Below are 24,536 nucleotides of genomic sequence, written 5' to 3' on the forward strand. Positions count from 1 at the left end.
CAGTTGTCAGTTATGAGTTCCGTAGGCGCGTAGCAGGGACTGACCACTGATAACTGATCGCTGATCACTAAATATGTATAGGTCTTTTCGCGGTAGCTGCCAATGCGGCCTCTTTAAGCGCTTCGGTATAGGTAGGATGTGCGTGGCTGATCCGGCCGAGGTCTTCGGCGGAGGCCCGGAACTCCATAGCGACAACCGCTTCTGCGATCATATCGGCAGCACGGGGACCGATGATATGTACACCCAGCACCTCGTCGGTAGAGGCGTCTGCCAGCACTTTTACAAAACCGTCGGTATCCATGCTCGCCCGCGCCCGCCCGCTGGCTTTGAACGGGAACGAACCTGCTTTATAAGCGGTCCCTTTCTCCTTCAGTTGCTCTTCGGTATACCCTACGCTGGCCACTTCCGGCCAGGTATAGACCACACCAGGGATGAGGTTATAATTAATATGCGGTTTCTGACCGGCAATGGTTTCCGCTACAAATACGCCTTCCTCTTCTGCTTTATGGGCGAGCATGGCGCCTTTTATTACGTCGCCGATGGCGTATACCCCTTTCACCGAGGTTTCGAGGTGGTCGTTCACGGTGATCTTTTTACCGCGTTCTTCCGCGGCAAGGCCGATATTTTCGAGACCCAGGCCTTCTGAGTACGCCGTTCTGCCTACTGCTACGATACAGTAATCGCCTTCTACCGTTACTTTTCCGCCGTTAGGACTATCGGCCGTAACGGTTACTTTTTTTCCTTTCACGGTTGCGCCGGTCACCTTGTGACTGAGCAGGAATTCGAAACCGATCCTGGTCAGCGATTTCTGAAGCTCTTTGCCCAGCGATCTGTCCATGGTAGCGATGATCGAGTCGAGGAATTCGATCACGGTCACTTTCGCGCCAAGGCGTGCATATACGGAGCCAAGCTCGAGGCCGATCACACCGCCGCCGATCACCACCAGGTGCTTGGGTACTTCGGGCAGGTTAAGGGCTTCGGTAGAAGTGATTATCCTCTTTTTATCGATCGGGAGAAAAGGCAGCGCCGTAGGTTTGGAACCTGTGGCGATGATCACGTTCGTGGTGGTGACGGTTTCGGCGGTGCCGTCGCCCTTGGTGATATTGATCGTGTTCTTATCTTTAAAAGAGCCAAGGCCCTGGTAACGGGTAATCTTATTTTTCTTGAAAAGGTACTCGATACCGGCCACGTTTTCTGCCACAACCTGGCTTTTCCTACTGATCATCTGCGGCAGATCGACCTCCAGGTCTTTCAGCTTAATGCCATGTATACCGAAAGTATGGGCAGCATTGTGGTAATGCTCTGAAGAATCGAGCAACGCCTTCGAAGGGATACAACCCACATTGAGACAGGTTCCGCCAACGGCAGCATACTTTTCGATAATAGCGGTTTTTAACCCTAACTGAGCACAGCGGATGGCGGCTACATATCCCCCGGGACCACTCCCGATCACTACGACGTCGTATTGCATGTAAATAGATTTAATTCGCCGCAAAGGTAAGAATTTTCAGGGGCACCCCAATTTATGGACCCGGCTTTTGTAACAGAATTAAGATAGACCTGCGCGAAACGGGATTTACTTGTAAATTAGTCCATTCATAACCCTTTATTGATGAAGAAAACCCTGCTGATAGCACTTATCCTGTTTATTTCCCGCCATCCGGCGTTCGCGCAAAGCCAATACGCCAAAACGAATTACACCAAGAAAGAAGTGTACATCACCATGCGCGATGGCACGAAACTGTTCACCGCGATCTATACGCCTAAAGACGCTTCGGCGCAAAAGAAGTACCCGATGATCATGCAGCGTACCTGCTACAGCGTAGCTCCATACGGGGAAGACAAATTTCCTGCAAAACTGGGCCCGTCGGAGATCATGATGAAGGAAGGATATATCGCGGTATACCAGGATGTGCGCGGACGGTGGAAAAGCGAGGGAAAGTGGACGAACATGACTCCTGTGATCGATGACAAAAAAAGTAAAACCGACGTAGACGAAGGTTCAGACACCTATGATACCGTTGACTGGCTCGTTAAGAACGTAGCTTTTAACAACGGGCGCGTAGGTCAATGGGGGATCTCATACCCAGGATTTTATACCGCCGCCGGGATCCTTTCCAACCACCCCGCGTTAAAGGCCTCTTCGCCGCAGGCGCCCATTTCTGATTTCTTCTTCGACGATTTTCACCATAACGGTGCATTTCTCGAGAGTTATATTTTTACATTCCCCACGTTTGGTGTGCAGAAAACCGATACCACCAGCAAATCGTGGTACAGCCACCAAACCATTAAAACGCCTACCAAAGACGGCTACCAGTATTTACTCGATATGGGGCCGCTTAAAAATTTCGACCAGTTTTATAAAGATAATTTCTATTGGCAGGAAACGGTAAACCACCCTAATTATGATGAGTTCTGGCAGAAACGCTCCCTGCCGAAACATTACGGGAAGGTGATGCCCGCAGTAATGGTCGTAGGCGGCATGTTCGATGCGGAAGATCTTACCGGTCCCCTCGCGATCTACAAGACCATCGCGCAGAAAGACCCTTCGGCCTATAACACCCTGGTGATGGGACCGTTCGGGCATGGCCGCTGGTCGCGCGAAACCGGGCACACCCTGCATAGCAATGTATACTTTGGCGACAGTATCGCCACGTTTTACCAGCGCAGCATCGAGGCAAAGTTCTTTCATCATTTCCTGAAAGGCAGCGGCGACAAAAACTCCGGTTTGCCCAACGCTTATATGTTCGACACTGGTAAAAAAGAGTGGAAAACTTTCGATAAATGGCCATCTCCCGCGGCCGTCCACCAGAAAATGTTCCTGAACAGTAACGGTAAGCTGGGTACGGCGCCGTCTCCGGCAGCAAGCTTCGTATCTTTTGTCAGCGATCCGCTAAAACCCGTGCCGCATACCGAAGACAATACCACCACCATGGGCTTTACCCCGCATAATTATATGAGTGAAGACCAGCGATTTGCCGGTAAGAGACCTGACGTATTGGTGTTCCAAACGGAAGTGCTTACGAACGACGTCACCCTTGGCGGCGAGATCATGTCGCACCTGAAGGTGGCCACTACCGGCACCGATGCCGATTGGATCGTAAAGCTGATCGATGTTTACCCGCCCGACGAGCCCAATCACGCTTACATGCCGAACAATAATATTTTGCTGGCCAATTACCAGCAGATGGTACGTTCGGAGATCATGCCGGGAAGGTTCCGTAACAGTTTCGAGAAGCCTGTACCGTTTATTCCTGACCAGAAAACCGACGTAAATTTCAAGCTGCAGGATGTTTTGCACACTTTTAAGAAAGGTCACCGCATCATGATACAAGTGCAAAGCACCTGGTTTCCCCTGATGGCGCGTAATCCGCAGAAATTTGTCGCTAATCCTTACAAAGCAAACGAAAGCGACTACATAAAGGCCACACATAAGGTGTTTGGCGACAGTTATATTGACTTTGAGATCTTAAAATAATGATGAAGAAACTTTTTACCCTGGCCTTGCTCACCGGAGCCGCCTTTACATTACCCTCGTATGCGCAGCTCGGCGGACCTGCCAGGCAATTTACCCGGGCGGATACGCTCCGCGGGATGCTGACCCCGCTTCGAACGTGTTACGACATTAACTATTACCACCTGGATGTGAAGGTGAATATCGACGAGAAATTTATTAACGGCACCAACCTGTTCAAATTTACGGCCACGCAGGATTTCAAGCGCCTGCAGTTCGACCTTTTTCAAGCCATGAAGATTGAAAAGATCCTGTATAAGGGCGCTGAACTGACTTATACCCGCGAATTTAACGCGGTGTTTGTCGACTTCCCGCAAATGATCCGTAAGGGTGCGAAAGACGAGTTCACCGTGATCTACAGCGGCAACCCGGCAGTGGCCCGGCGTGCGCCGTGGGATGGCGGCTTCGTGTTTTCAAAGGACCAGGCGGGCAAACCCTGGGTGGCGACCGCGGTACAGGGTTTCGGCGCAAGCTCCTGGTGGCCTACCAAAGATCACCAGGCCGACGAGGTCGACAGCATGCTGATCAGTATTTCTGCGCCAAAAGGGCTGATGGATGTGAGTAACGGCCGGCTGAGGTCGACACAGGACACCGGCGATGGGTATACCAAATTTAACTGGTTCGTGTCATACCCCATTAATAATTACACGGTGAGCATTAACATTGCCGATTATGCACATTTCAGCGACACCTACGCGGGCGAAAAAGGCCCGCTTACGCTGGATTTCTATGTACTGCGCGAGGATCTCGGGAAAGCCCAAAAACACTTCGGCGATGATGTGAAGCCCATGCTGAAAAGCTTCGAATACTGGTTTGGCCCCTACCCTTTTTACCGCGACGGCTATAAGCTGGTGGAAGCGCCTTACCTCGGGATGGAACACCAGTCGGCAGTTACCTATGGCAACAAGTTTATGAAGGGTTACCTCGGCTCGGACCTGTCTGGTACCGGGTATGGTATGAAATGGGATTACATCATCGTTCACGAGAGCGGCCACGAATGGTTCGGCAATAACGTCACCGCTAAAGATATCGCCGATATGTGGATCCATGAAGGTTTCACGATGTACTCGGAAGGCCTGTTCGTGGAATCGCAGGAAGGCAAAGAAGCCGGCGCCAAATACATCGCCGGCGTACGGAAACGGATCCGGAACCGTGCCCCCATGATCGGCCCCTATAATGTGAACCGCGAAGGCGCCGATATTTACGACAAGGGTGCGAACCTGCTGCATACGGTACGGTCGGTGATCAACGACGATGAAAAATGGCGAAGCATCCTCCGCGGGTTAAATAAAGACCTCGGTCTGAAAACCACTACCACCGGGGAAGTGGTAAGCTATATCACCAAAAAATCGGGTAAAGACCTGCAGCCGGTATTCGACCAATACCTGCGCTACCCGAATATCCCGGACCTTGAATATAAAAAGGAAAACGGGAAAGTGTTGTTCCGCTGGGCAACTGATGTAAAAGACTTCAAGATGCCGATAAAAGTAAAGTTTGGCGAAACAGGGAGCTGGACCTGGATCACCCCTACCACCGAATGGGGAAAGAGCTCGGTTAAAGACGCCGCCAGCCCGCTGGTTATTGATACCGACAACTTTTATATCAAAACAACCGCCATTTAGTTTGCAACCTTTTTTAGGAACAATCGTCTAATAGAAAAGCTGATGGCTTTTAAATCAAACAACCTAAAAGAAATTCCCATGAAAAAAATTGCAACTTCTCTTGGCTGGCTTATGCTGCTGATCCCGTTCTTTACCATGGCAGGAACACGGACCATTTACCCGGTGATTAAACATACGCCTTCCGATAGTGAAACGCGCCAGGTTTCAGGCTTTCACGGCATCGCCTCCGGCGGAAGTTTTAACGTGACGGTTAATATCGGCAGCCAGGAATCACTCAAGATCGAAGGCGACAGTGAAGTGCTGGCCAAGATCGAAACGGTGGTTGAAAAAGGTATCCTGGTGATCCGCACTAAACGTGGCATGAACTGGGGCTGGAATACCGGGAAAGTGAATGTTTACGTTACTGCCCGTTCCTTAAGCACGTTAACCTGCAGCGGCTCCGGGTCGATCACCGTGGAAGACCGCCTGAAAAGCGCCGAACTGAACACCGTCGTAAGCGGGTCGGGTAGTATCCGGTTGTCTGCAGATACCAAAGACTATAACGCGGTGATCAGCGGCTCGGGCTCGATCTCTATTGCAGGTTCGGCAACCGATGCGTCCATCCTGGTAAGCGGCTCCGGCGGTTTTAGGGGAAGCGACTTCAGCACTTCTTCCACCAGCGTAAAAGTGAGCGGCTCGGGATCAGTACATGTAGCGGCCGAGAAAACACTGGATGCCAAACTTAGCGGATCCGGATCTGTAAGATATTCGGGTAACGCACAGGTGAGCATGGTAAAAAGCGGCTCGGGCAGCGTAAAGAAAATATAACGTTTAACTAAGTTCAACCAGCCGGCAGTGAACCGCTTATCAAGGTTTTGCTGCCGGCTTTTTCGTGTCCGTACTTTGGGCAGGCGCTTTACCTGTCGGTTTTGCGGCAGGCTTTGCCGCCGGCTTTTTTACAGGGGCTTTTACGGGTGCTTTCGCCGGCGTTTTCTTTTTAGGCGACGGCGGCACGATCTCATCTTTCGACTTCGGCCGGTCCTTGGGCCGCCATAAAAATCCTTTCAGCTTCTTTTCCCGGGCATCCTCGATGGGGATCACGCGCCCGGTCATTTTATGTACGCCGGTTACCGTTTTCAGCTTTTTGTCGCCAAAATTGATCCTCAGCACACTGCCCGTCGTAGTATTCAGCGAAGTGGGCTTCAGGAGACTATCCCTGATGAAGTAGATGCTTTCGGCGTTACCGTCCACGTACATTTCCCGCAGCTCGTTATTCCGGAAATACCCGGTGATCACCTTGCCTTTTACCTGGTTAAATTCGAGGGAGTCGCCTTCCGTACTCACAATAAACCCGTTGCGACGGAGCAGCATATTATCCAGCTTCTTGTTTTTTAGCTGCATGTAGATCGTGTCTGCAGACAGCTGCGACCCCTGCGACCAGATCATCGGCTTGCCATAACTGCGAATGATGGAATCCTTATAGCTGTAGAACGCTGAGTCCGACACCGATTGCAGGTCTGATTTGAAGATCTTTACATGGTGATAGGCCAGCACGATCCGTGTTTTGGTCGTATCGAGCGATAGCTTTACAGAATCCCTGCGAAGGCTGTCGACCCGGATCGAATCCGCGATCTGCGCAGCCGTTTTGGGTCGGACCCTGGGTATCGCCACTTTGGCGGAATCGGCGACAGGCGATTTAACGGCCACCGAATCGACCGCCGGTGCGGGCGGGTTTTCCGCTTCGCTCTTCTTGTTCTTCTTCTCCTGCTTTCTTTCTTTGCGCGATTTTTTTTTCTCCACCGGCCGGGCGACTACCTTAGGCGCCGGCTTCTTTACAGGCAGCAGTCGTCGCGGCTTGTCGGCGGGATCAGGCTCATCCGAAACGGTTTCGCCTTCATCCGGATCGAAACGCTCCATCGATACGCGGACAAAGTTTCGCTTCTCGATCAGCCTGGTGTACAGCGAATCGGCGGTCATGTAAATGGAGTCCACCTTTGAAGAATCCTGGGTGAGCAAGATCACATAAGGATGCTCAGTGATGAGCGCGCTTGAATCCAGCCGGTTATAAAACCCCTTCTGGCCGTATAACATGATCTTTTGAGAACCGGTATCCAGGAAAACTACATTACGGCTTGCCCGACCAAAGCCTTTGATATCGTCGTAAAAGATCGAATCACCCCTCAAAAACTTAGTGGACTGTTGATAGAGATTATTCTTGTAGCCATGCGCCTGCCGGGTTTTGGTGTTGTAATCACCGAAATCTGTGTGAATGGTGTCCTCTTTTCCATAAATATGAGTGGGACCATAAAAATAAGCCATCGAAGTACCGGTATTATAACGCATCGTATCCGCCTTAACCACCGCATCTTTGTTGGTAATTACCACGTTATACCTAAAATAAGCATCCCTGGTATTTACAAAATAATAGCCGGTTTTACTGGTAAGCACATCGCCTTTATTCTCGATCTTTCCGTTATTTATATACGTACCGATTTTGGTAGACGTGTTATAGGTGAGGTAATTAGTGGTAAGTACGGCCCCATCTTTATCTACCAGGCGTACATTATTGGTAAGCACCGCAACGTGGGTATTGCCGTCGTAATTCAGCAGGTCTGAATAGATCACCGTTCCGTCCGGCTGCGTGATCACCACATGACCGAAAGCATCGAAGGTATTTAGTTTTAAGTTCAGGTTGGCGCTGTCGGAAGCGAGCGTCGACCCGTCGTGTTGGGCAATCGGGTGCCCGATATGCTGCAAATCCTTGTTGTTATTCGTTACCTGCACCTGGTCTGAAGACAACAGGCTGATTCGTGTAGGCTGCTGCGCATAAGCCGAAGAGAGACCAATAAACACGATGAACAGGAGGAACCATTTTTTCACCTTACAAAATTAGTTTTTTGGCTAAGGATATTAAATTAAATATTTTTGAGCAATGCTGCCAGTTCCTGCCTTCCGCGATTTTATCCATGAACAACGGCTTTTTGATCCTTCCGACCAAATCCTGCTGGCAGTAAGCGGTGGAAAAGACTCCGTACTGATGGCGCACCTGTTTAACGAAGCGGGTTTCCGGTTTGGTATTGCGCACTGTAATTTTACCCTCAGGGGCGCGGAATCAGACGGCGATGAGGCGTTTACCCGGGAACTTGCCGCCGGGTTCGGGGTACCGTTCTATACAGTTCATTTCGATACCGGTTTTTTTGCGGCGACGCGGAAGATCTCCGTACAGATGGCGGCACGCGAGCTCCGGTATGACTGGTTTGAAGAAATCCGCAAGGCCAACGACTATCAATTTATCGCGATTGCTCACCACAGGAACGACGCCGTGGAAACGATGCTGTTAAACCTTACCAGGGGAACGGGAATCGCCGGCCTCCATGGCATCAGGGCGAAGCGCGGGTCATTGATCCGCCCGCTCCTGTTCCTTAAACGGGACGAGATCGACGAGCTGACGGCTCAAAACGGGCTGGCCTATCGCGAAGACAGCTCGAACCTCTCGGTAAAATATGCCCGGAATAAAATCCGGCGGCAGGTGATCCCGGTATTGAAAACATTAAACCCCGACCTGGAAAACACCTTTGAAAGCGGCGCGCTATATTTCGCGGAGCTGGAAGAATTTCTTAACTACCAGGTTGATAAACTCCGGGAAGAGCTGTTTTCAGAAACAAGCCCGTTCATAAAGATCAACATCTCCCGGTTAATGACCTTGCATCCCCGCAAGCTATTGTGGTTTGGCCTTTTCAGGCCGTTCGGCTTCAGTGCTGCGGTACTGGACGACCTGGCAGGCAGCTTACCGACATGCAGCGGAAAGATCTTCCGGTCGAAAACTCATCAGTTGCTGGCTGATCGCGAATATCTCTTCTTAAGCCCGGTGAAAGAAAACGATCCGGCAGGAGTAACGGTACTGCAGGCAACCGATGCGATGATTACCTGGAACGGCCTGGTATTCTCTCAAACTACCAGGGAAAGGGAGAACACCATGTTCACTTCCGAAACGACCAGGGCTTTCACCGATACCGAAAGACTTGTATACCCGCTCCTGGTCCGTTCCTGGCGGCAAGGCGATGTATTTCGCCCGCTGGGGATGAAAGGACAAAAGAAACTAAGTGATTTCTTTACCAGCCAGAAAATACCGCTGAACCAGAAATCAGCGATCGCGGTCCTGGTTAATGGCAATGGTGAGATCATCTGGGTCGCGGGATGGCGTATGGACGACAGGTATAAAATTAATCAGCATACTAAAAAAGTTACTATATTCGAAACGGTCAAATAATCATGGAAAATACCGCCGTCTTCACCGAGAAACAATATGTTGGGAGGGATTATACCCGCATTAGTATCAGGCTGGTAGTGATCCTGTTCTGTTTTACCGCGTATTACATTACCGAGGAACGCGGCGACCTCTTCCTGCTCGTGGGCTGCGGTACGCTGGTAGCTTCTGTGATCATGATGTTTATGCTGCATTACCGCACTACCGTGATCAATAAAAGCGTGATCCTCGACGGCTTATGGACCACCAAGCTGGTAAAGATCGACCTCCAGAGCATCGTCAAAATTGAACGTACGCCCTATAGCACCTACATCATCAACAACCCGGTGTACAACCTTCACCAGAAGGGCAAGATCCGTTTTTATGCAGGCGGCCGCGAAGCCATCAGGCTTACCGACCGGGACGGGCTGATGTATGTGATCGGCACGCAAAGCCCCGCCGAGCTCGAACAGGCAATCCGGCAAGAATGGGCGCGTAAAGATTAACCCGGCTTACTCCGCTGCCAGCCTGGTATCCTCATAGATTTTCTTCAACGGGACCTTAACATTTAAGTGCTCAAACAAGGCTGCTTCATGGAGCGCCGTGTAATTTTTCGAATCGCCCCAGCCCGTCATCGGGTCTTTATGGTAACACGCTACGTGAATAGCGGTGGAATCGATCAGGATATAGCTTTTCAGGGTCTGGATATCCCGGTAAAGCTTAAACTTCGCGCCACGGTCATAGTTTCGCGTCGATGGAGAGAGTACTTCGATGATCACCGTGGGATTTAACAAGTTGCACTCATCGTTATTGAGGAAGAACGGCTTCCCGCAAATTACATACAGATCAGGATAGGTGAATAAAGAGTTTTCGCGAATATGTGTTCGCATATTCGACGTATACGATTGACAGATCGATCCTTTCAGCTTTTGCCGAAGCTGGACATTCGTGTTATCTATGATCTGCCCATGCGTAAAATTCGCTCCCTCCATTTTAAACACCCCGCCTTCGAAATATTCATGTTTCTCCGGCGAACTCCTATCTAATTCCAGGTACTCTTCTATCGTCATTTTTTGCCTGGGGTAGTTTTCCGCGGGATCATGCAGCATATTATGCGCTTCGTCTTCGTGCCATTTCATGCACAAATAAAAGCATAAATCAACCAATATTATAACAATAGTTAATTTTGGTAATTTAAAAGAAATTAAGAAAGGGCGCTTTCGTGATTCTTGGCTACATCTTTAAGCCGATCTCTCTCAGGCGCTCATCGAGGTATTCCCCTGCCGTCATGTCAGCATAGGCCTTAGGGTGTTCATCGTCGATGCAGGAATCCAGGCTGGTAAGGTCCATTTTTGATTTGGGATGCAGGAAGAACGGTACCGAGTAGCGGGAAGTCTTCATCAGTTCGCGCGGCGGGTTTACTACGCGGTGGGTAGTAGAAACCAGTTTATTATTGGTAAGGCGCTGCAGCATATCGCCTACGTTCACCACGATGTCGGCCACCTGCGCTTTTACCGGGTACCAGCTTCCCTCACGGGTTAATACCTCAAGGCCGTCGGCACTGGCGCCGATCAGCAGCGTGATCAGGTTAATATCCTCGTGGGCGCCCGCACGTACCGCATCCGGCGGAAGCGCGTCCGGGTTTTCGATCGGGAAATAATGAATACCGCGCAGGATCGAGTTCCCGTTATGTACCTTATCATCAAAATAGTTCTCGTCGAGGCCAAGGTAAACCGCAATGGCGCGAAGCAGGAATTTTCCCGCGTACTCCAGCCGGCTATACACTTCCGCGGTTGTTTCATTAAACGCCGGAAGCTCTTCCACCACCACGTTGTCCGGGTACTCGGCTTTTACCGGGTCCCCGTCGGTGACCGTTTGCCCGCGCTGCCAGAATTCTTTCAGGTCGGGAGTTTTGGAATCTTTTGCCTTCTCCTTTCCTTTGCTAGTATATCCGCGCTGCCCGGCAAGCTCCGGTTTCTCATATTTTAGCTTTGTTTCCTCGGGCAGGCTGAAGAACTTCTTCACCTCTGCGTAAAGGGCGTCCATTAACTCCTGCGTCATCCCGTGATTGGCGATCGTTACAAAACCGGTATCGTTAAAGGCTTTGCCGATATCATCGGAGAACTGCTTTTTCTGTTCCGGCGTACCGTGGATGTAATCATTAAGATCAAGTCGTGGAATATTAATTTCTGCTGACATAGCTGACGGTTTTAGTTAAATGAACGAATATACTGTATTTGCAAGGAACCTATAAAACACGATATATGTTTTTAACGTCATTTCCCTCATGATCAACTTCAAATATTTTATCTTCATGGCCGAAAACTGTATCATTGCACTTAAAATAGTATTTCTATAGATTATGCAAAGTTTTAGAACAGAACTGGAGGATCCGGTCGTTGAGCGCGACATTATCGACCTTGAAAGAAAGATCCGCCTGTTCCGCGAAGGAAAGATAGACGACGAGAAGTTCCGCAGCCTCCGGTTAGCCAGGGGCGTGTACGGCCAGCGTCAGCCCGGGGTGCAGATGATCCGGATCAAGCTTCCTTACGGCAAGGTGAGTACCAGGCAGCTGGACAGGATCTCGGATGTATCCGATGAATACGCCACCGGTAACCTGCATATCACCACCCGCCAGGATATCCAGGTCCACTTTGTAAGTCTCGACCGCACCCCGCAGTTATGGGCGGAGCTGGAGCAGGACGACATCACCCTGCGGGAAGCCTGCGGGAATACCGTGCGCAATGTAACCGCTTCTGCCATGGCGGGCATCGATCCGGGTGAAGCTTTTGATGTCGGCCCGTATGCGCAGGCTTATTTCGAGTATTTTCTGCGCAACCCGGTCTGCCAGGAAATGGGCAGGAAGTTTAAGATCGCCTTTTCCTCGTCAGAATCAGATACCGCCTATGCCTTTATGCACGACCTCGGGTTCATCCCCAAGATCCGCATAGAGAATGGAAAAGAGGTCCGCGGTTTTAAGGTAGTGCTTGGCGGCGGACTTGGTTCACAGCCGCACCTTGCGGAGGTGGTGAGCGAGTTTATGCACGAGGACCAGATCATCCCGTTCGGGGAATCTGTACTTCGCATATTCGACCGGTATGGCGAACGTGTAAAACGGCATAAAGCGCGCATGAAATACCTCGTGCAGGAAATTGGGCTGGAAGAATTTCTCCGCCTGGCGGCTGAAGAGCAGCTTGCCTTAAAGAACAAAACCTTTAAGATCGCACACGTTGCACCCGAAAAGGTGAATACGCCGGCCATTTTGCTTGAAACGCCGCCGGCTGATCCGCTGAAATACGAGCAATGGCTTAAGAGCAACGTGTACACCCAAAAACAGGAAGGATTCCATGCCGTGGGCATTAAAGTGCAAAACGGGGATATAAAAACGCCCGTTGCGCGTAAGCTGGCCAACCTGGTGCGCACCGCGGCGGCCGATGACATACGGCTCACCAATACGCAGGGCATCCTGCTGCGGTTCGTGCGCACGGAGAGCCTTCCCTATCTATTTGAAGAATTAAACAAGCTGGGGCTCGCAAAACCGGGTTTTGAAAGCGTGGTAGACATCACTTCCTGCCCGGGAACCGATACCTGTAACCTGGGCATTTCAAACAGCACCGGTATCACCCGGGAACTGGAACGGGTAATGTTCGAAGAATACCCGGAACTGATCTACAATAAAGACATTACCATTAAGATAAGCGGTTGTATCAACGCCTGCGCCCAGCATGCAATGGCCGCCATCGGTTTTCACGGCTCGAGCATGAAGGTCAACAAGCTGGTTGCACCCGCTTTGCAGGTGCTGCTTGGCGGCGGGCCTACCGGGAACGGGCACGGTACGGTTTCCGACAAGGTGATAAAAGTACCCAGCCGCCGCGGACCTGCGGTGCTGCGTACCCTGCTGAACGACTATACCGAACATGCAGCGGAAGGCGAGCTGTTTAACCAGTACTATGCACGCCAGGGGAAAATTTACTTCTACGACCTGTTAAACCCGCTCGCCAGCCATGAAAACATCACCCCTGCCGATTATATCGATTGGGAGCAGGATAAACCTTACGAAACCGCCATCGGCGTAGGCGAGTGCGCCGGCGTAATGATCGACCTGGTGGCCACCCTGCTGGCCGAAAGCGACGAAAAGCTCGCTAATTCGGCTGCCGCCCTGGCCTCGCACGACTATGCCGACTCGATCTATTACACCTATACCTCTTTCATTAATACCGCTAAAGCGATCCTAACCAGCGAAGAGGTTAAGACCAACTCGCAGGCGGGCATTGTAAAGAGTTTCGACGAGCTGTTGGTTGCTACCGGCCGGTTTACACTGCCGGTAACTTTTGCGGCGCTCGTTTACCAGCTCAACCAGCAGGAGCCTTCGGCCGAATTCGCACGATATTATATGGAGCAGGCGGAACTGTTTAATAAGGATGCGATGGCGTTCCGGCGGGGACAACTGATTTAACGGTCAGTGATCAATGGTCAGTTATCAGTATCTTTATGGCGCCATACCGGCACTGGTAACTGACCGCTGATAACTGATAACCCCTCCCATGTCCAACCCCCTTTTTCCCGTTTTCCTCAAACTCGAGTCGCTGCGGCTCTTACTGGTCGGCGGCGGAAATGTGGCGCTCGAAAAGCTGACGGCACTCTACGAGAATTGCCCCGATCCCAGGGTAAGCGTGGTTGCTACCCGCATTAACCCGCAGGTAAAAGAGTTCCTGCTGGCCCGAAGCATCCCTTTCCAGGAGCGCTCCTTCCGCGAAAGCGACCTCGAAAATACGCGTATCGCCGTTATCGCCGTAAACGACAAAGCGGTAAGTGCCGAAATCAAACAATACTGCGCTTCCCGTAACATCCTTACGAACGTGGCCGATACCCCCGGTCTATGCGATTTTTACCTGGGTTCGGTCGTACGGAAAGGCGCGCTGAAGATCGCTATTTCTACCAACGGGAAATCGCCCACCGTTGCCAAACGGGTAAAAGACATACTTAATGAGAGCTTCCCGGCTGAGATTGACGATGTTTTAAACAATATCGAGCGGATCCGGGGGACGCTTTCGGGCGATTTTACCGAAAAGGTAAAGCAATTGAACGAGATCACTTCCATTCTCGGTAAAAAAACAGATACGGAGAATTAAAAATCTACCAAGCACCAATACCCCATAGGAGTATTAGAGTTTATTCTTTAATTTTATCCAAACTCAATCATCTTGCTAACCAAAAAAGCCAAATACGCATTTAAAGCTCTTATCGCCCTTGCCCGCAATACCGATAACCGGCCGATGCTGATCTCTGATATCGCCCGGAAAGAGCAACTGCCAAAGAAATTTCTCGAAGCGATCCTCCTGGAGCTGAAAAGGGGCGGTTACCTTGGCAGCAAAAAGGGTGCGGGTGGCGGCTACTACTTAATGAAACCCGCCGCTGAGATCAAAATGTCGGCGATCATTCGCATAATAGATGGCCCTATCGCGCTGCTCCCCTGTGTAAGCCTGAACTTTTACGAGCGTTGCGAAGAATGCTCCAATGAGCCTTATTGCGGCATCCGCGATGTGATGAAAGACGTGCGCGACGCCACCCTCAAGATCATTGGCGAAACAAGCATTGCCGACATGATCAGCCGCGAAGATTCCCTAACGGAAAGCCTTCCCGGGCAGGAAATGAACGGGCCGGCGCCTGGCGGCAACACAGGACAGCGGCAGGCAGACATCATAGATTTGTGACACTTTTAAAACACAGAACCTTAGTATATTGCACCACTAAAATTTAACCAGATGAAAGTAATTGCTTTAATGCTTACGCTGTTATTGGCAGCTCCGGCATCTATCTACCAGTACAAGGTGGCTTCTATTGAAGGCAAAAAGATCGACCTCAAAAAATACAAAGGCAAAAAGGTATTGATCGTTAATACAGCTTCAAAATGCGGCTACACACCTCAATATGCTGAATTGCAGCAGTTATCAGAAAAATACAAGGATAAGCTGGTAGTGATCGGTTTCCCTGCCAACAACTTTAAAGAGCAGGATCCGGGCACTAACCTCGAGATCAAAGAGTTTTGCAAAGCCAACTACGGCGTTACTTTCCCGCTTAGCGAAAAAGTAAGCGTAAAAGGCGACGACATTGATCCGTTATTCAAATACCTCATCTCGGCGGAAAATGCGGAAGGCATCACCGGCGATATTTCCTGGAACTTCGAAAAATTCCTGGTCGACGAAAACGGTAAACTGATCCACCGGTTTAAATCGAAAGTAAAACCGATGTCGGAAGAGCTTACCAGGTATCTGTAAGAAACTGTCCAAAAAAAGGAACAATGCACAAGGACAGTCGTCCCTACGCATTGCTCCTTTTTTTTAAGACCGGTAAACAAAGGGCAATAAACGCATACCCGTAGGCCACAAGGAGCACCCCAAGTGTAAGGTAGCCCATTACCTGCAGGCTGCCGGACGATAACAGGACGATGTTATGCACCGCCTGGTAACCGGTATAAACTATCATTAGTGCCCACCCTAACCATTTCCGCCGGTAGAACGCCACCAGTCCCGGCACCACTAATACCTGGTTAAACAGGTAATACAGGCAATCCTGCCAACTCCTTAGAAAGTTGCTAAACAATGCCTGGATGATCTCCGGCATTACCGCGATACGGAACAGGTATAAGCCCGCGATCAGTACGGTAAGACGGGCTACCAGTTGCTCGCTGCCAACCGGGTTATTTTCTTTGCGCATAGGCTACCGTTTGGGGCAGTTTAGACAGAAAACTAGACAATTTATGGCCGAATATACGGCATCCGGCGCAGTAAACAGGCTTGGAATGGTAATTGCAATATACTCTGCAAACAACATCTATCTACCATGGAAACTACTGAAATGACCACCACCATCCTGAATGATTTGGTACAGATCAACAATGACCGGATCACCGGTTATGAGAAAGCGATCAAAGAATTAAAAGAAGAAGACAGCGACCTGAAAGCTTTATTCGTTGATATGATCCGCGAAAGCCACGATTTAAAAATGGCGCTGGCCACCGAAGTTGCCGCAGCCGGCGAAAGCATCGAAACAGGTACTACCAACAGCGGTAAAGTGTACCGCGCTTGGATGGATATCAAAGCAGTTTTTACCGGGCATGACCGTAAAACTGTGCTGGCTAACTGCGAGTTCGGCGAAGATGCCGCCCAGAAAGCATATAAAATGGCGCTTAAAGACGACGATCTTCCGGCCCACATCAGCAGCCTCGTGTTTGACCAACAGCAAAAGCTTAAAGTGTCGCACGACCGCATAAAAGCATTGCGTGATTCGCAAGTTTAAGTGAGAGGGATATGTGTGAGTAAAAGCCGTTCAGGGAAACCTGGATGGCTTTTTTTAGTTATACGCCACGCTGACGTTTGACGTTGTACTAATAACAAACAAGTAAGGATAGAAAACGTATAATGCTACAGGTAAGCCTTCACAATATTTAACACCTCTTTTATATTAAAGGGTTTCTCAATATAAGAGTCGGCCCCGCATTCGTGTGCGAGCTTGGGCAGGTTCATGGAGGTAGAACTTAAGATAAAAGGGATTGTACGGGTAGATTCGTCGGCTTTAAGACTGCGGCAGAGCTCAGTACCTTTCTTTTTCGGCAGCCAGATGTCGCACAGCACCAGGTCGGGCTGGTAGTTTCGTATCACTTCTTCCACATCACCGTTCGTGGATATTTTCACTTCGTAACCTTCATCTTCAAAGATTCGCGAAAGTATGGATAATATATCGTGATCATCCTCAATGATCATTAGTTTACTGCTCATCTTCTCACAAAATGCTTAGTGTTTACACTGGTGTTAAATGGTAACGTAACTACCTGTATACACTACAGCCTTAAGGAAAGATTGTTTAGCAAAGCGGGAAATTTTTCAGTTACAGAAGTGTTAACAGGATCATGAGAGCGTTCCTGTTAACACGTGTTTAACATTACAAAGAATACTTGTACTTTCTGCCTTCGCGGACCGCGTTAATACGGCCTTTTTTATACAGCGACGAAAGCTTAACGGTAACGTCCTTGTCCAGCTTTTTAGGATCCGCCTCCGGATCAAGGTCGTTTAGCACCCGGGTAACTTCTTCCTTAAAAGCCGGACCGGTTTGCGACAGGGCATAGGCTACCTTCAGTTCCATTTTGGCTTTGGGATGAAATTCCGCCGGCGCTACGATCATGGCCGAATCCGCCCCGGCAGGCCTGGGCTTTCTTCCCCGTTTTGCGCCGCTTAATGGCAATACCGGCGACTTAAAAGCGTTGGTTTGTGTGGCAGAAAGCGTCCCGGTAAATACTTGGAGGAGCTCCTGCGCTTTCTTTAGCTCAGCGTGCAACGACTGAACCTTCTCTTCCAGGAATGTGACCACATCCTGTTCAGTTACTTTAGGCATATCAAGAAATTATTAAATTGTGTGTGTGTCCTACAAATTTATCATTTGCGGCGAAAGCACGAAATTATTACGGTTTTTTTTAGTACCCGGATCTCACACAGGATATTAATGACCCTCGCCCCCCGCAATACCGAACACATGTAACACATGTGGGAACAAGGCATCTATCGTCTCTTCTGCGCCTTTTAAAGAACCGGGAACGGTAATCACCAGCATATCGCCGGCAAACCCGGCTATGCCGCGGGAGAGCATGGCATAGGGTGTGCGTAATTGGCCGTAGCTGCGAGCAGCTTCCATGATGCCTGGAATTTCGCGGTCTACCAGGCCGCTTAACGTATCGGGTGTAATGTCCCTGGGCGAGAGACCCGTACCACCGGTAAAGATGGCAAGCCGGTAGTTAGCTGCTTTCAGTGCCAGCGCGGTACGTTCGATCGTGGGGGCGTCATCCGGTACCACTTGGTAAAAGTCCGTGTCTATGCCCCATCCTTCCAGCTTCGCGATAATCGCTTTGCCGCTCAGGTCCGTTTTTTCGCCGGCGGCGATGCTGTCTGAACATACCACAACGGCGCATTTTACGGAGTGCTGTAAAGCTTTCCGGTCAGACTTTCCGCCGGTTTTCTTTAGCAGCCTGATCCCGGTGATCTCTACGCCCTTATCGATGGGTTTCAGCATATCGTACATGGTGAGCGCGGTAACAGAAGCGCCGTGCATGGCTTCCACCTCCACGCCCGTTTTGTAGATGGTGTGCACTTCCACCGTAACGGTGATGGTGAGGTCGCTGATGGCATGCGTAATAGCGGTATACTCGATGGGCAGGGGATGGCAGTCTGGGATCATATCACTGGTACGTTTAACCCCCAGCAAGCCTGCCGCACGCGAAAACTCGAACACATTCCCTTTAGGTACCTGCCCGTTTTGGATGGCGGCGATGGTATCCGCCGACGAAACAAGCAAGGTGGCTTCCGCGACGGCTTTACGCAGGGTCGTTATTTTCCGGGTGATGGTATTCATAGCGGTTTATTTTCCTTCCATTGGTAACTTTCGCCAGCAAACAGCTCTTTCCCCCAAATGGGAAGATCGGCTTTGATGCGCTCCACTACTTCGCCGCAGGCGGATGTGGCCGCTGCACGATGTGCGGATGAAGCGAACACAAATAGACAGAGCTCGCCGGCGCTCACCCGCCCGAGACTGTGATGCACATGTAAACAGGTGAGCGGGTACTTGTCGAAGATCTCCTGTCTTATTTCGTGAAACTTCGCAATTGCAAGCTCTTCATAAGCGGTATATTCAATAGCGATCACTTCTTTCCCGTCGATGGTATCGCCGCGCACCTGCCCCATAAAAATACTGTGCGCCCCGATACCGGTTTTCGTACTGTGCTTGCCGATGCTTTCTGCAATGAACGCCGGGGCAACCGGCCCCTGCTTGAAAATTGATCTTATTTTATGTTCCGCCATATAAATAACCGGGGTTTAGTGCGATACACGCCGCTGGTGATAACGTAACCATTTAACGATCCCGCCTTTCAGGTGGTAGACCTTGTTGCCGCGGGGAAAAAATGCAGCCGCTTCCGCACTGCGGATACCGGCGTGACAAAACAAAACGATCGTGCGATGACGATACGCCGCGGCCTTCTCTACTATTTCCGACATCGGGATCGCCACGTGCGGGAACTGCGTGATCCTGGGATGTTCCCCATGCTCACGCACATCGATCACCACGGCGCCCGGAGATGCGAGCAGCTCGTCAAAAGCTTCGGGGCCGACGTCTGTATACTCCGGCTCGCACGAAGTGCCGTTTTCCCGGTAATTATACGCCATAAAGGCCTCCGCACCCGCGGGAATAAGGTCCGGCGTACCCGGCCGGGGTGTTAACGCGAGCTCGATCCATTCCTGCCGGAGCAGGTTAAAGGTAACTAACCGGTTGCTGAGCGTCCTGCCGATGCCTGTCACCAGTTTAATGGCTTCCGCCGCCTGCATCGTACCGATGATGCCCGGTAAAACACCCAACACGCCGCTTTCTGCGCAGTTAAGTATAGTTTCCCTGGCAGGCGGAACGGGGAAAATATCGCGATAGTTGGCACTTTGCTTATCCTGGTTAAAAACGCTTACCTGGCCCTCGAAACGCGATATACTGCCATAAACCAGCGGCTTATCCAAGAGGACGCAGGCATCATTGAGCAGGTAGCGGGTTTCGAAGTTATCGGTGGCATCGATCACTACATCATAGTCCGGGATGATCGCCAGGGCATCCCGGTTGCCGAGGTACAGCCGGTGCGGCTGGTAAACAGGCCCGGGGTTCAACGTTTTCAATGCAGCGGCGGCTTCCGGTGCTTTCGCCCGGCCAATCGACGCGGCCGAATACAGCAGCTGCCTGTTCAGGTTCGATTCGGTTACAACATCCCCGTCCACAATGCCAAGCATCCCCACCCCTGCGGCAGCCAGGTATTGCAACGCGGGGCAGCCAAGGCCGCCGGCGCCCACCACGAGCACACGCGCGGCGGCCAGCTTCTCCTGCCCGGCGGCTCCTAACCCGGGAAGGATAACCTGCCGGCTGTATCTTTCTGACCCGGTCATCCCCCGGAAAATGGCGGAAGCAAGGCAATCTCGGCGTCCGAAACTATCTCCGCGTTCCCGTTAACTATCTTCTTATTGATGGCGATGGCGTAGCTGACCTGCCGCATGGCGGGATAGCGGCGGTTAAGCGCTTCTACCAGCGCCGCCGTGGAGCTCACCGCGTCGATCTCGATGGTGCTTCCCGAAACGATATCCGTTAACTGGCCGAAAAAAGAAATCTTCATAGTAATACAAAAATACACATCATTTAATCCGGCAGCAGATAAATTTCTACCATATCGCCTGTTTGATAATGTTCGCGGTGCTCTTCGGCGCAGATGAGGCAGTTGGCATGGGCAAAAGAGCTTAACCGGTACGATTCCTGTGCCGTTAATACGCTAGCAGTTCCGTTGCGGAAACTTCCTTTCAGAAAGTGGGTCATTCCCGCATTCTTGTGGTAATCGCCGGTAAACGGCACCGTGAGCGTAATGAGGAGCTGCCCCCTGCCGGTGAGTCTTTCGATGGCTGGAACCACATAGCGGTAAAAACAGGTAAGTACCGATGAGGGATTCCCAGGCAGGCCGAAGACCACTTTTGCCCCGATTTTGCCTGCAAACAAAGGCTTTCCGGGCTTCTGTTTTACGCGGTGAAAGAGCCGGGTAACACCTGCCTCCTCTGCAGCGTTGGTCACGAAGTCGAAATCTCCCACGCTCACGCCGCCTGTAAGCAATACGATATCGCTGGCGTGCAGGGCCTCTTTTAATGTTTCGCGGATCCGCTCCGGGTCATCAGGAACATACACGGCTTCGCTAAGCACGGCCGGTAAATTCCGGAAAGCTGCCCTGAGTGCAAACGACGACGCTTCGTACACCTGGCCGAACGGCAACGCGTTACCGGGTTGCGTAAGCTCGTTCCCGGTAATAATGAGCGATACTACCGGTTTTTTGAAAACCAGTACCGAGGTAATACCCATTCCCGCCAGGAAACCGATGGCCGCCGGACCCAGCACCACGCCTTTTTGTAGCGCTACTGTGCCGCTTCTCACTTCGGCTCCCGGCAAACGGGTATGATCTCCTTTGGCCAGATCGGTTTGCAAAATGCGAAGCTGGTCCCCCTCTAATGATATTTTTTCCTGCATCACCACGGTATCCGCGTTTTCCGGCAGGGGGGCGCCGGTAAAAATGCGTGCCGCCTGGCCTTGCTGGATCGCGCGAGGCGATGAGTCGCCGGCAGCGATCACACCGGTTACTGTTAAGGTAGTATGAGGGGGGAGGTCCTGGAAGCGAAATGCATATCCGTCCATCCCCGATTGTTTAAAAGGGGGCAGGTCGATGGGAGAAACGACATCGGCTGCAAGCACCAGTCCCGCAGCTTCTGACAGGGTTGCACGTACCGGTTCCGTCGGCATGCAATGGTCGGTGATAAGTTGTACGGCCTGGCTAACGCTGATCATGTTAACCTCCTATGGCAATCATGCTCCTGTTGCGCAGGGTAGCGGCGTCCAGTTCGGCAAAGGGAACGTTCATCTGGCCGCCAAGCATAGCCTCTTTTGTTAAAATACACTGGTGAATAAGCGGCTCGACGTCCTCACCGCTGCGGAGCGCCTGCAGCAGATCGGTTTCGTGGGTAGAGAAAAGACAATTTTTCATTTTGCCATCGGCGGTAAGCCGCATGCGGTTGCAGGAGCCGCAAAAGGGGGCGCTCATGGTGCTGATCACCGAGAAGGTTCCGGCATGACCTGGGATCGTATATGTTTTGGCCGTATCGTGCGCATCCGTGGGTAGCGCGATCACATTTTCGTGTTCCGATACTTTCTGCAGGATCTGCTGCCACGTGATCACCTGCCGGCTGCTCCAGCGGTTACCGTCAAACGGCATAAATTCGATAAAGCGTACGTGCACGGGCTCATTTTTCGTCCAGCGGATAAAGTCGGGGATCTCCATATCGTTCACCCCTTTCATCATTACTACATTCACTTTCACGTGGAAGCCGCGTGCCAGCAGGAGCGAGATATTACGAATCACCTCGTGGAAGTAGTTGCGTTTGGTGATAATGCTGAATTTGTCGGCATCCAGCGTATCGAGGCTGATGTTCACCGAACGCACCTTTGCTTTTTCGAGCACTTCAATGTGCTCGTGAATACGGGTGGCGTTAGTGGTGATACTCAATGATACCGGTAATTGCGCAAGCCCCATGATCACGTCGCCGGCATCTTTCCGCACCAGCGGCTCTCCGCCGGTTAACCGGATCTTGGTGACGCCCGCTTTAACAAAGATCCCGGCCAGCTGAATGATCTCATGCGTTTGCATCAGCCGCGATGACGGGGCAAATACCTGGTCTTCCCCGGGCATACAATAACTGCAGCGTAAATTGCAGTGATCGGTAAGCGAGATCCGCAGGTAGGTATGTATCCGGTTAAATGTATCAGTTATCATTTCTCATCTCGCCTGTAGCTTGTCATAGTCCTGCGGGGTATCGATGTCGATATCTCCATTATCGAAGTCGACGAAAAGCAGGTCGCCGGCGTACCGCGCAAACAACTGCCCACCCCCGGTATCGCCCTGCAAGTTACGCAAATCCTCAAAGTATTTGCTTTTGAAGAGTGCAGGCACGCCATGGGCTCCTGCGTAACGGCTCACCACCATGCCCTTATCGTTACAGGTGGCTGCGTCCACAAGGTGTTCGAGCAGCTCGGTGGTGACAAACGGTTGGTCGCAGACCATAAAGATCACCGCGTCAAGTCCCGGTAAATAATCGGTAAGCACGGCGAGCCCGGTACGTATAGAAGAAGCGATCCCTTCTTCCCACCCGTTATTATGCACAATAATGGCACGGGAAACGGCGATGCGCGGCAGCAGCTGGTCTGCAAATGCGCCCAATACCAGTGCCAGTGCTGCTTCTTTCAGCCCGGCCGCAACCGCTACGGTGTGGTTCAGTAACGTGGTGTCGCGTATACCGAGCAGCTGTTTGGGCGAGCCGAGACGTGACGAGTCACCGGCGGCAAGGATCACGATACCTGTTTTCATAGGGTAGTCGGTTGGTAATGACCGATGGGGGCTTCCCGTATCTCCCTGGCGTGGATGGGTACAGGAAGCTCCCGTAAGGAGCCTGAATTTCGTTTGCCGTCCACCATCTTTATTTCGGCGATGATAGACAGCGCGATCTCCTCGGCGGCCTCCGCGCCGATATCCAGTCCAACCGGCCCGTAGATATTGGGGTGCTCACCTGTTTCGAGGAGCATGCGCTGCATCTTTTTACGGGGTCCAAGTACGCCGATATATGTTACGCGGTGGTTGAGCAATTCTTTCAGCGCCGCCAGGTCGTAGTTATAATTATGGGTCATAAGCACGAAAAACGTCCGCGCATCGGGAACGCAATGGTCCGGCACCTGTGCGGGCCTGGCAACTACCACCCGACGGGCCAGCGGGAACCGTTCCGCTTTGGCGTATGCGGGACGGCCATCGATCACGGTCACCTCCCACCCCAGTACATAAGCCATTTCCGTAAGCGGGATCACGTCATTGCCCGCACCCAGCACTACGAGCGCGATGGCCGGGCGGGCAAATTCTATGAACCCCGTAAATTGTCCCTGCTCACCATAAGAATTTACGATGGATGAGCCTGTTTCCATTGCGCTAAGCGTATCGCTTTCCACCTGCTGCTGCACCTTCCCGGGCGGCATGCCGCGGAATACAAACCCTGACTTTTGCGTATACACACCGCACGTTCCCGGTAGCGCCCCGCGTTTGCCGCTTAACGAAAACAGGGTAACGATCACTGCGCTTTGCCGTTCGCTGCGCGCGATCCGCAGTAGCTCCGCCGGGTTATGGGGATCACCCGCGTCAAGCGGTTCGATAAGAATGTGAATGACGCCCTGGCAGCCGAGGCCTACGCCCAGGGCAGCATCGTCCTCGTCGGTGGTGTCATAGGTCACTATGGTGGGCTCGCCCTGGTGCATTACCAGGCGCGCCCTGCGTAAAGCGTCGCCTTCCAGGCAGCCGCCACTAATAGCGCCGGTAAGGTTTCCGTCATCGGTAATGAGCATGCGTGCGCCCGGCCGCCTGTATGACGATCCTTCTACCAGCACCACGGTAGCCAACGCCGCTTTTTGGCGGTTAAAGTCGATTTTGCGGTATGCTGCGAGAATGAGGTCGATTTCTTTGGTCATAGACTAGACTATTGGCTGTCAGCCGTCAGCTTTTGTATGGCGTCATATTAAAAGCTGACGG

At 51.5% G+C, this 24,536-nt stretch carries 25 protein-coding genes; 10 read left to right on the forward strand and 15 right to left on the reverse strand.

The window, feature by feature from the left end:
* Positions 1-67: 67 nt before the first annotated feature.
* Entirely contained in the window at positions 68-1,471 is a 1,404-nt protein-coding gene (lpdA, locus tag GS398_RS12085) for a dihydrolipoyl dehydrogenase (protein WP_160907003.1), read from the reverse strand.
* Between the two features lie 141 nt (positions 1,472-1,612).
* Between lpdA and GS398_RS12090 the strand changes: the two genes are divergently transcribed.
* The 3 genes from GS398_RS12090 to GS398_RS12100 all read left to right on the forward strand — a co-directional run bounded on the left by GS398_RS12090 (position 1,613) and on the right by GS398_RS12100 (position 5,943).
* Positions 1,613-3,478 carry a CocE/NonD family hydrolase gene (locus GS398_RS12090; protein WP_160907004.1) on the forward strand — a complete coding sequence of 622 codons (1,866 nt, stop codon included), beginning with the start codon at positions 1,613-1,615 and terminating at the stop codon, positions 3,476-3,478.
* A 2-nt stretch (positions 3,479-3,480) separates the two neighbouring features.
* Positions 3,481-5,136, forward strand: a complete 1,656-nt coding sequence (locus GS398_RS12095) for a M1 family metallopeptidase (RefSeq protein ID WP_160907123.1) — start codon at positions 3,481-3,483, stop codon at positions 5,134-5,136.
* A gap of 78 nt (positions 5,137-5,214) precedes the next feature.
* Positions 5,215-5,943 (forward strand): head GIN domain-containing protein, encoded by a 729-nt coding sequence (locus GS398_RS12100; protein WP_160907005.1) that lies wholly within the window; start codon positions 5,215-5,217, stop codon positions 5,941-5,943.
* Between the two features lie 39 nt (positions 5,944-5,982).
* Here GS398_RS12100 and GS398_RS12105 read toward each other — a convergent pair whose 3' ends face one another.
* A complete protein-coding gene (locus tag GS398_RS12105) occupies positions 5,983-7,995 on the reverse strand; it encodes an OstA-like protein (protein WP_160907006.1) in 2,013 nt (670 codons plus the stop codon).
* A 52-nt stretch (positions 7,996-8,047) separates the two neighbouring features.
* Between GS398_RS12105 and tilS the strand changes: the two genes are divergently transcribed.
* The gene (tilS, locus tag GS398_RS12110; RefSeq protein WP_160907007.1) at positions 8,048-9,385 is read left to right on the forward strand and encodes a tRNA lysidine(34) synthetase TilS; all 1,338 of its coding nucleotides are present in this window, start codon (positions 8,048-8,050) and stop codon (positions 9,383-9,385) included.
* Positions 9,386-9,387: 2 nt separating this feature from the next.
* On the forward strand, positions 9,388-9,867 hold the full coding sequence (locus GS398_RS12115; protein ID WP_160907008.1) for a hypothetical protein: 480 nt from the start codon (positions 9,388-9,390) through the stop codon (positions 9,865-9,867).
* A gap of 6 nt (positions 9,868-9,873) precedes the next feature.
* On the opposite strand, the gene GS398_RS12120 is transcribed toward GS398_RS12115, so the two are convergent.
* Together GS398_RS12120 and GS398_RS12125 are read right to left on the reverse strand one after the other, a co-directional pair.
* A complete protein-coding gene (locus GS398_RS12120) occupies positions 9,874-10,500 on the reverse strand; it encodes a Uma2 family endonuclease (RefSeq protein ID WP_160907009.1) in 627 nt (208 codons plus the stop codon).
* A gap of 94 nt (positions 10,501-10,594) precedes the next feature.
* A complete protein-coding gene (locus GS398_RS12125; RefSeq protein ID WP_160907010.1) occupies positions 10,595-11,560 on the reverse strand; it encodes an isopenicillin N synthase family dioxygenase in 966 nt (321 codons plus the stop codon).
* Between the two features lie 163 nt (positions 11,561-11,723).
* On the opposite strand from GS398_RS12125, the gene GS398_RS12130 reads away from it, so the two are divergent.
* The 4 genes from GS398_RS12130 (at position 11,724) to GS398_RS12145 (ending at position 15,639) form a co-directional block, all read left to right on the forward strand.
* On the forward strand, positions 11,724-13,817 hold the full coding sequence (locus GS398_RS12130) for a nitrite/sulfite reductase (protein ID WP_160907011.1): 2,094 nt from the start codon (positions 11,724-11,726) through the stop codon (positions 13,815-13,817).
* An 88-nt stretch (positions 13,818-13,905) separates the two neighbouring features.
* Positions 13,906-14,493, forward strand: a complete 588-nt coding sequence (locus GS398_RS12135; protein WP_160907012.1) for a precorrin-2 dehydrogenase/sirohydrochlorin ferrochelatase family protein — start codon at positions 13,906-13,908, stop codon at positions 14,491-14,493.
* 72 nt (positions 14,494-14,565) lie between these two features.
* The gene (locus tag GS398_RS12140; RefSeq protein WP_160907013.1) at positions 14,566-15,075 is read left to right on the forward strand and encodes an RrF2 family transcriptional regulator; all 510 of its coding nucleotides are present in this window, start codon (positions 14,566-14,568) and stop codon (positions 15,073-15,075) included.
* 51 nt (positions 15,076-15,126) lie between these two features.
* The gene (locus GS398_RS12145; RefSeq protein WP_160907014.1) at positions 15,127-15,639 is read left to right on the forward strand and encodes a glutathione peroxidase; all 513 of its coding nucleotides are present in this window, start codon (positions 15,127-15,129) and stop codon (positions 15,637-15,639) included.
* Between the two features lie 43 nt (positions 15,640-15,682).
* Here the strand turns inward: GS398_RS12145 and GS398_RS12150 are convergent, their stop codons facing one another.
* Positions 15,683-16,078 (reverse strand): hypothetical protein, encoded by a 396-nt coding sequence (locus GS398_RS12150; RefSeq protein WP_160907015.1) that lies wholly within the window; start codon positions 16,076-16,078, stop codon positions 15,683-15,685.
* A 126-nt stretch (positions 16,079-16,204) separates the two neighbouring features.
* Here GS398_RS12150 and GS398_RS12155 point away from each other — a divergent pair, with 126 nt between their 5' ends.
* A complete protein-coding gene (locus GS398_RS12155) occupies positions 16,205-16,660 on the forward strand; it encodes a PA2169 family four-helix-bundle protein (protein WP_160907016.1) in 456 nt (151 codons plus the stop codon).
* Positions 16,661-16,785: 125 nt separating this feature from the next.
* Here GS398_RS12155 and GS398_RS12160 read toward each other — a convergent pair whose 3' ends face one another.
* From GS398_RS12160 to GS398_RS12205, 10 genes are all read right to left on the reverse strand, one after another.
* Positions 16,786-17,139 carry a response regulator transcription factor gene (locus tag GS398_RS12160; protein ID WP_160907017.1) on the reverse strand — a complete coding sequence of 118 codons (354 nt, stop codon included), beginning with the start codon at positions 17,137-17,139 and terminating at the stop codon, positions 16,786-16,788.
* Between the two features lie 163 nt (positions 17,140-17,302).
* Positions 17,303-17,752, reverse strand: coding sequence for a BlaI/MecI/CopY family transcriptional regulator (locus GS398_RS12165; protein ID WP_160907018.1), 450 nt, complete (start codon positions 17,750-17,752; stop codon positions 17,303-17,305).
* 105 nt (positions 17,753-17,857) lie between these two features.
* Positions 17,858-18,763 (reverse strand): bifunctional molybdenum cofactor biosynthesis protein MoaC/MoaB, encoded by a 906-nt coding sequence (gene moaCB / locus GS398_RS12170; RefSeq protein ID WP_160907019.1) that lies wholly within the window; start codon positions 18,761-18,763, stop codon positions 17,858-17,860.
* Positions 18,760-19,209 (reverse strand): molybdenum cofactor biosynthesis protein MoaE, encoded by a 450-nt coding sequence (locus tag GS398_RS12175; RefSeq protein ID WP_160907020.1) that lies wholly within the window; start codon positions 19,207-19,209, stop codon positions 18,760-18,762. Before GS398_RS12175 ends, moaCB begins: the two co-directional genes overlap by 4 nt.
* 15 nt (positions 19,210-19,224) lie before the next feature.
* A complete protein-coding gene (locus tag GS398_RS12180; protein ID WP_160907021.1) occupies positions 19,225-20,328 on the reverse strand; it encodes a HesA/MoeB/ThiF family protein in 1,104 nt (367 codons plus the stop codon).
* A complete protein-coding gene (locus GS398_RS12185) occupies positions 20,325-20,552 on the reverse strand; it encodes a MoaD/ThiS family protein (protein WP_160907022.1) in 228 nt (75 codons plus the stop codon). The genes GS398_RS12180 and GS398_RS12185 overlap by 4 nt, the downstream gene beginning before the upstream one ends.
* A 23-nt stretch (positions 20,553-20,575) precedes the next feature.
* Positions 20,576-21,760, reverse strand: coding sequence for a molybdopterin molybdotransferase MoeA (locus tag GS398_RS12190; protein WP_160907023.1), 1,185 nt, complete (start codon positions 21,758-21,760; stop codon positions 20,576-20,578).
* Position 21,761: 1 nt separating this feature from the next.
* On the reverse strand, positions 21,762-22,742 hold the full coding sequence (moaA, locus tag GS398_RS12195; RefSeq protein WP_160907024.1) for a GTP 3',8-cyclase MoaA: 981 nt from the start codon (positions 22,740-22,742) through the stop codon (positions 21,762-21,764).
* A 3-nt stretch (positions 22,743-22,745) separates the two neighbouring features.
* Positions 22,746-23,333: a nucleotidyltransferase family protein gene (locus GS398_RS12200; protein WP_160907025.1), complete on the reverse strand. Its 588-nt coding sequence runs from the start codon at positions 23,331-23,333 to the stop codon at positions 22,746-22,748.
* Positions 23,330-24,475, reverse strand: a complete 1,146-nt coding sequence (locus GS398_RS12205; protein ID WP_160907026.1) for an XdhC family protein — start codon at positions 24,473-24,475, stop codon at positions 23,330-23,332. Before GS398_RS12205 ends, GS398_RS12200 begins: the two co-directional genes overlap by 4 nt.
* Between the last annotated feature and the right edge of the window lie 61 nt (positions 24,476-24,536).

It is taken from the genome of Hufsiella ginkgonis, from assembly GCF_009834915.1.
In the GTDB taxonomy this organism is placed as follows: Bacteria; Bacteroidota; Bacteroidia; order Sphingobacteriales; family Sphingobacteriaceae; genus Hufsiella; species Hufsiella ginkgonis.